The sequence below is a fragment of the Sphaerisporangium sp. NPDC049002 genome, assembly GCF_040649355.1.
GTDB lineage: Bacteria > Actinomycetota > Actinomycetes > Streptosporangiales > Streptosporangiaceae > Sphaerisporangium.
Map to the genome: position 1 here is coordinate 1 of NZ_JBEZFH010000282.1, position 7,688 is coordinate 7,688.

Genomic DNA, 7,688 nt, shown 5'->3' on the forward strand with positions numbered 1-7,688 from the left:
CGACACGCGGGGTGGTCCCATCACTGGCAACCGGGTGGTCCCATGCTCGTGGCAGAAAACCACCCTCGGTGGTCCCATAAGCCTGGCCGGCGACATTCGCCGTGCTCACTCGTGTTCCCCTGTCGCGCACCGCCCTGCCGGCGCGGATACGAGGAGCGGTCGGCGCCCATCGGCTGTTCGTGACGGTCCTGGCTCTCGCGGCGGGGCTGCGGGTGGTGACGATGCTGGGGTTTCGGCCGGCCCAGTTGTACTGGTACGACTCGTTCACCTATCTCGACGTGGCAGCGCACTTACGGCCGTCCCTCGGGTTCCATCCGAGCGGTTATCCCCTGCTGCTGTGGCTGCTGCGGCCGTTCCACAGCGTCGCCGTGGTGGTGGGGGTGCAGCACGCCATGGGACTCGGCATCGGGGTGATGAGCTACGCGGTGCTGCGCCGCCGGTCGCTGCCCGCCTGGGGCGCGTCGCTCGCGGCGGTGCCCATCCTGTTCGACGCGTCGTTCCTCCGGCTGGAGACCGGTGTCCTGTCCGACACGATGTTCATCTTCCTCGTCGCCGCCGCGCTCACGGTCCTGCTCTGGTCGCCCCGGCCGTCGGCCACGGCCTGCGCCGCCGCCGGCGTACTGCTGGCGCTCGCCACGCTCACCCGTACGATCGCGCTTCCCCTTCTCGTGCTCGTGGTGCTCTACCTGGCCGTACGGCGCGCCGGCCCGCGCGGGCCGGCGGCCGTCGCCATCGCGGCAGCTCTGCCGCTCGTCGCGTACGCCGGCTGGAACGCCCAGGTCAACGGGAAGTTCGCCCTGACCGGCGGGGAAGGGGCCGTGCTGTGGGCGCGGACGATGACGTTCGCCGACTGCGCCGTGATCAGACCGCCGCGCGCGGAGGCCGCGCTCTGCCCGAACGAGGCGCACCAGGACGCGGCGTCGGAGTACGTCTGGGACCCGGACGCCTCGCTCAACCGGCTGCCCGGTGGCCGTGAAGGCAACAACGACCTGGCCCGCTCCTTCGCGCTGCGCGCCATCGTGGCCCAGCCGCTCGATTACCTGGCCGAAGTGGCCCGCGACACCACGCTGACCTTCGCCTGGACGCCCGTACGGCATCCGGAGAGGACGACGCCCGCCTTCGGCTTCGCGCGGGGACAGTGGGGGCTGCCGGACTACCCCCTCGTCCAGAAGGTGCGCCAGGAGTACGACCCGAGCGTGCGCGGTCTGCGCTCCGTGGATCCCTACGCGGGCTTCCTCATCGCCTACCAGTACCCGGCGTACCTGCGCGGCCCGGTGATCGCGGCGATCCTGCTGCTCGGCGGGCTCGGCGCGGTGGTCGGGCGGCGCTCGGCGGCGCTGCCCTGGGGCGTGGCGATGGTCCTGCTGGTGGGCCCGGTGGCCGTGCTCGACTTCGACCACCGGTACGTCCTCCCGGTGATCCCCGTGGCCTGCCTGGCGGGCGCTCTGGGGGCGGCGGATCTGGCCGCCGCCGTACGCCGGCTCCGGAGCCGATCGCCTGCGTAGCCGGGAGCTTACGTACCGGTTGTTTAGTGGTGAATGCCACGTTGACACCGTTTTTTAGGGGTTACTCACGGGTAGCATAGGAGGGTAAGGTTACTGACGAGTACGTTATGAAGCCGCGTGCCTGGTTCGAGGAGACGCACAACCATGGGCCACTACAAGAGCAACGTCCGCGACCTGGAGTTCAACCTCTTCGAGGTGTTCGGCCGCAGCGAGATCCTGGGAACCGGACGGTTCGCCGATGTGGACGAGGACACCGTGCGAAGTGTCCTGGACGAGGTCAACCGCCTCGCCACCGGCGTGCTCGCCGACTCCTTCGAAGAGGGCGATCGGACCCCGCCGGTCTTCGACCCCGCCACCAGCACGGTGACGATGCCGCCCAGGTTCAAGAAGTCCTTCGAGACCTTCCGGGACGCGGGCTGGACCAACCTCGACCTTCCGGAGGAGCTTGGCGGCCCCGGCCTGCCGCGCAGCGTGACCTGGGCGGCGGCCGAGATGATCCTCGGTTCCAACCCCGCCATCTGGATGTACGCGAGCGGCCCCGCCTTCTCTCACGTGCTGCACGTCATCGGCACCGAGGAGCAGAAGCGGTTCGCCGAGCACGCCATCGAGCGGCAGTGGGGCGCCACGATGGTCCTCACCGAGCCGGACGCCGGCTCGGACGTCGGCGCCGGCCGGACGAAGGCCGTCGAGCAGCCCGACGGCACCTGGCACATCGAGGGCGTCAAGCGCTTCATCACCAGCGCCGAGCACGACATGGCCGACAACATCTTCCACCTGGTGCTCGCCCGCCCCGAGGGCGCGGGTCCCGGCACCAAGGGCCTGTCGATGTTCCTCGTGCCGAAGTACGACGTGGACCTCGAGACCGGTGAGCTCGGCGAGCGCAACGGCGTCTACGTGACCAACGTCGAGCACAAGATGGGCCTCAAGGCCTCCACGACCTGCGAGCTCACCTTCGGCGAGAAGCACCCCGCCGTGGGCACGCTCATCGGCGGAGTACACGAGGGCATCAGGCAGATGTTCATGATCATCGAGCACGCCCGCATGATGGTCGGCACCAAGGCGATCGCCACCCTGTCCACCGGCTACCTCAACGCTCTGGCGTACGCCAAGGAGCGCAAGCAGGGCGCGGACCTCACCCAGATGGCCGACAAGGCCGCCCCGCGCGTGACCATCACCCACCACCCGGACGTACGCCGCGAGCTCATGCTCCAGAAGGCGTACGCCGAGGGCATGCGCGCGCTGGTCCTCCACACGGCGACCTTCCAGGACACGGCGCAGATCGCCGAGTTCGAGGGCACCAGGGACACGGCCGCGGAGGCGATGAACGACCTGCTGCTCCCGCTGGTCAAGGGCGTCGGCTCCGAGCGGTCGTACGAGATGCTGGCCCGCTCGCTGCAGACGCTGGGCGGTTCCGGCTACCTCCAGGACTACCCGATCGAGCAGTACATCCGGGACGCCAAGATCGACTCGCTCTACGAGGGCACCACGGCGATCCAGGGCCAGGACCTGTTCTTCCGCAAGGTCCTGCGCAACCAGGGCGCCGCGCTCGGTGCCCTGCTCGCCGACGTCAAGGCCTTCGCCGCCTCCGAGGCCGGCAACGGCAGGCTCAAGGAGGAGCGCAAGCTACTCGACGGGGCCGCCGACGACATCAAGGCGATGGCCGACACCATGGCCGGCTGGGCGATCGGGTCCCTGGAGAACCCGAGAGAGGTCTACAAGGTCGGCCTCAACACCACCAGGTTCCTGCTGAGCCTGGGCGACCTCGTGATCGGCTGGCTGCTCCTCCGCCAGGCCGAGGTGGCGCTCAAGGCCCTCGGCGACTCGGACCGCGACAAGGCGTTCTACACGGGCAAGGTGGCCGCGGCCTCCTTCTTCACGCAGACCGTCCTGCCGCGCCTCTCCGCCGAGCGCCACACCCTCGCCGCCACCGACCAGACCCTGATGGACCTCCCCGAGGACGCTTTCTGATCCACGGCTCACTCTGGCGGTACGTCGCTCCCGCGCGCTCGCCGGATAAATCGGTAGTGTGAGCGCTCGCGGCTGGGTATTACCCTGCCGCGAGACGCTCTTTACCTGAACATCGAGCCCGGAGGTCTACATGGGGGTAGGGGTCAGCATCTTCTTCCTGACCATCGGGGCGATCTTGAAGTTCGCGATCGAGCCCGACGTTCTCGGCGACAGCGTGCACATCGACGTCATCGGTGTGATCTTCATGATCGTCGGCGCCGTCGGGCTGCTGCTGAGCTTCTTCCTGATGTCCAGACGCGGCCAGACCTCCGACACCGAGCTCCAGCACCGCGAGAACCCGCCAAGCGTCTGAGCCGCCCACGGCGCACAGCCCATCACCGCTCACCGCGCGCGGCCCATCACCGCTCACCACATCACCGCTCGCGGGCTTCTCCGGCCGCGTCGCGGTCCGGTCGCGTCGTGATCGCCGCCGACTGCTAGATCACGTACTGCACAGCGGCCCGGTTGGCGAGGATCGGCCTGATGGTGTCCGCTATCAGGGCACGGTGCACGGGGTGGTCGCGATAGGCGACGTAGTCCTCCTCGGAGTCGAAGTCGGCCACGACCGCGAACTCGTAGTTGCCAGGACTGATGCCCGCATCGCCGCCGATCTCATAGCGACGGATCTCAGGGATCACCCCCGGCAGTTCCCTGAGGCCTGCCTCCACGGTGGCCTTCTGCTCCTCCGTGGCCCCAGCGACCCAGGTGAACAGCACAACATGCCGGAACATGATCTCTCCTTAACTCGCCCGAGCCGCCAGCGTACGGCCCAGCCCATGACACCGGATCAGTGCCCCTCCGAACCGCCACGACGTCAGCGTTCGGGGCGGTCGCCGTCTCGCGGAGGGCGGTGCGCCCTGGGGTAGGCGGTCACGGTGGTGTCGGTGTCGGCCGGGTCGGGTGGGCGGTGGGACAGGGGCTGGGTCCTGTCGGGGTCCACGCGGGCCCGGCGCCTGGCCAGGGGGACGGTCCGATTGTGTTCCTCGTGCCGCGCGGGAACGCCTCGCTGGAGCTCCGGCGGCGGTGGGGTGCCCACGGTCTGGGGGACGCCCATGGACTGGAGGACGCTGAGGGCCGTGGGGACTCCCACGGTCTGGTGGGCGCTGTCGGTCCGGCGGGCGCCGTCCATCGCGCGGACGCCGTGGGGCTGGCGGGCATGGTCGGTCGCGTGAGGGATGTCGAGCTGGTTGGCGTCGTCTGGCTGACGGGCGTTGTTGGCCTGGTGTGCGTTCTCGGTCTGCTGAGCTTTGTCGGGCTGCTGGGTTTTGTCGGTCTGGGCGGCTACCAGGGAGGCGTAGCGGCCTCCCAAGGCGAGCAGTTCGTCGTGGGTGCCGCGTTCGACGATGTGGCCTCCGTCGACCACCAGGATCAGATCCGCGTCGCGGATCGTGCTCAGCCGGTGGGCGATGACGATCCTGGTCTGGGTGAGCTGCGCGAGGTGACCCTCGATGGCCGCCTCGCTCTCGCTGTCGAGGTTGCTGGTGGCCTCGTCGAGCAGGAGGATCTTCGGCCGGGAGAGCAGCGCGCGGGCGAGCGCCAGCCGCTGCTTCTGGCCACCCGAGAGGCCGGCGCCCTCGGTGAGCATGGTCTCGTACCCCATCGCCATCTGCCTGATCTCGTCGTCGAGACGCGCGATCCGGGCCGCCTCGGTGATCCGGCCGAGCGACGCCATCGGGTCGTTGAGGGCGATGTTCTCCCTGATGGTGCCGGTGAAGAGTGACGGGTCCTGGGTGACCACCCCGAACTGGCGCCGCAGTGTGCGGAGGTTCAGCTCGTTCACCGGCACCCCGTCGAACCGGATCTCGCCGGTGGTGGGGGTGTGCAGGGCCAGCAGCAACCGGGCCAGCGTGCTCTTGCCCGACCCCGAAGATCCGACCAGTGCCACCTTCTGACCGGGCGCGATCTTCAGCGAGATGTCCTGGAGCGTCCAGGGTGCCCTCGGGTCGTACCGGAAGCCGACGTTTCGCAGCTCCACCGCGCCGCGAAGGCGCAGGACCTCGATACCCTCGGCCGGTTCCGGCTCGGAGGAGAGGATGTCGGAGAGCCGGTCGAAGTGGGCGCCGGCCTGCTGGAGGCTCTGCAGGCTGGACATCAGCGACGACAGCGGGGTGAGCGCCGCGACCGCGATGGCGTTCAGCGCGAGCAGCGCGCCGAGGGTGAGGTCCCCGTCGAGCACCCGCCAGGCTCCGATCCACAGCAGGCCGAGGGGCGCCAGGATCCGGATGGCGCCGAGGGTCGCCTCCAGCAGGCCCTGCGTGATCCCACCCCGTACGTCCGCGTTGAGCTGGGTGGTGAAGTTCCTGGACCACTGCTCCACCGCGTGGTCCTCGGCCCCGGACGCCTTCAGGGTCTCGATGCCGCCGATGGCCTGGATCAGGTGGGTCTGCGTCGCGGAGAACGCGGTCAGCTCCTGCTGGGCGAGGTAGTTGACCCGGCGGGTGGTCGCCAGCAGCAGGATGATCTGCAGGAGGGCGATGCCGACCAGGCACGCGCCGAACAGCGGATCCCGTACGAAGACCAGGATCAGGTAGCCGATGGCGAGCGGCCCGTCGAGGAGGGCGGAGAGGATCTGCCCGGTGAGCATGTCCCTGAGCACCGCGACGCTACTCGCCCTGGTGACCAGGTCTCCCGTGCCTCGCAGCGCGAAATAGCGATAGGGCAGAGCGACCAGATGGGAGACCACGCCCCGGGTCAGCTCGGCGTCGGCGCTCGCCCTCACCGACACCAGGAGCACCGACCGCAGGGCCCCGACCACGAACTGCGTCAGCGTGGCCAGCAGCAACCCACCGCCGAGCAGGCTGAGGAACGTGTCGGCTCCCATGGGAAGCACCTGGTCCACCAGCACCTGCGAGAACAGCGGCAGCGCCAGCCCGAGCACCTGCAGCAGGAGAGAGGCGAACACGACCTGTGCCAGGAGGCCCCGCCGGCGCATGACGAGGGTCTTGAGGAACTGACGCCGCCAGGTGCTCGCCGCGCTGGAACTGCCCCGGTGGAACATCGGGCCCGGTTCGAACGCCATCAGGACACCGGTGAAGCCGTTGTTGAACTCCTCGGCCGTGAGCCTGCGCCGCCCGGGTCCGGGGTCGATGATGTCCACCCGCTCGGGCGTCCAGCGTTCGACCACCACGAAGTGGTTGAACTCCCAGTGCACGATGGCGGGCATGGGGATCCGGGCGAGGTCCTCGGGTTCGAGGGAGAACGCCTTGGCCGTGAGCCCCGACTCGCGGGCGCCCGACACGATGGCCAGCGCGCTGAGCCCGTCCCTGCCGATCTGGAGCCGGTCGGTGATCTCGTGGAGCGAGACGCGGCGCCCGTGGTATGACAGCACCATGGCCAGGCACGCCGCCCCGCACTCGGTGATCGAGTTCTGCAGGACGACCGGCACGCGCCTTCTCATCACGCCGATCACGAGTGGCCTCCCAGCAGGAGGGTTCCGGCCGTGACGGTTCCGCTGGTGATCACGGCCTCGCCGGTCCGGCCGACGAGTCTGCGGGCCTCGGTGCCGAACGCGATGCAGGACAGCACGGCCAGGCGGGCGGGCCCCTTCGCCGTGCCGAATCGCTTCTTGAGCTCGTCCACGCCGATGACGGGGCCGCCCGGGTCGGCGACGCGACAGTCAAGCGGCCTCGCTTCGCCCGCCAGCCGTACCGTCGTCTCGTCATGCACGCGAGGCAGGGCATGGTCCTGCGGCACCTGGGCCGTCACGTCGAAGCGCGGCGTGGGGTCGGCCTTGTACCGGGTGACCGTCACCTGGACGGTCACGAGGTTGGGCACCTGTATGAGTGTGAGGCCCGCCACGGCGACGCAGAGCAGTGCTACCAACGCCCAGAGCAGTACGAACCACGCCCTGCGGATGATCAGGGGTTTGCTCGTCCGCGTCGACGGATCGCTGTACCGGCGCAGCGCCTCCTCGCGGAAGATCGGGCGGTTCACCTGGCGCCCCGGCCGCTCAGTATGGGAATCATGTCTCAATCGCCTCGCTCGCCGGATCCGTCGCGGGATCGCCTGCCGAGGACGAAGCTAGGCGCGTCTACTTGGAACCCACTTGCCGCTTGATGTGAGTGCCCTTGGTACGGCCTCTGACCTGCGTGGACTGACAGGGCTCTGACCTGCGTGGACTGGGCGGGGAAGCGGCCTCACATGGTGGTGGCGGCGGAGCGGACCGGCCGCTCCGCC

Annotated in this window: 6 protein-coding genes; 3 read left to right on the top strand and 3 right to left on the bottom strand. The window is 69.3% G+C overall.

Going from position 1 to position 7,688, the window contains the following annotated elements; genetic code table 11:
- Positions 1-101: 101 nt before the first annotated feature.
- The 3 genes from AB0B89_RS33210 (at position 102) to AB0B89_RS33220 (ending at position 3,825) form a co-directional block, all read left to right on the top strand.
- Positions 102-1,505, top strand: a complete 1,404-nt coding sequence (locus AB0B89_RS33210; RefSeq protein ID WP_358560672.1) for a hypothetical protein — start codon at positions 102-104, stop codon at positions 1,503-1,505.
- Between the two features lie 144 nt (positions 1,506-1,649).
- Entirely contained in the window at positions 1,650-3,473 is a 1,824-nt protein-coding gene (locus AB0B89_RS33215; protein ID WP_358560673.1) for an acyl-CoA dehydrogenase, read from the top strand.
- A 130-nt stretch (positions 3,474-3,603) separates the two neighbouring features.
- Entirely contained in the window at positions 3,604-3,825 is a 222-nt protein-coding gene (locus AB0B89_RS33220; RefSeq protein WP_358560675.1) for a DUF6458 family protein, read from the top strand.
- Positions 3,826-3,949: 124 nt separating this feature from the next.
- Here the strand turns inward: AB0B89_RS33220 and AB0B89_RS33225 are convergent, their stop codons facing one another.
- From AB0B89_RS33225 to AB0B89_RS33235, 3 genes are all read right to left on the bottom strand, one after another.
- Positions 3,950-4,243 (bottom strand): Dabb family protein, encoded by a 294-nt coding sequence (locus AB0B89_RS33225; protein WP_358560677.1) that lies wholly within the window; start codon positions 4,241-4,243, stop codon positions 3,950-3,952.
- A gap of 83 nt (positions 4,244-4,326) precedes the next feature.
- Positions 4,327-6,909: a peptidase domain-containing ABC transporter gene (locus AB0B89_RS33230; protein ID WP_358560680.1), complete on the bottom strand. Its 2,583-nt coding sequence runs from the start codon at positions 6,907-6,909 to the stop codon at positions 4,327-4,329.
- An 8-nt stretch (positions 6,910-6,917) separates the two neighbouring features.
- A complete protein-coding gene (locus tag AB0B89_RS33235; protein WP_358560683.1) occupies positions 6,918-7,445 on the bottom strand; it encodes a hypothetical protein in 528 nt (175 codons plus the stop codon).
- Between the last annotated feature and the right edge of the window lie 243 nt (positions 7,446-7,688).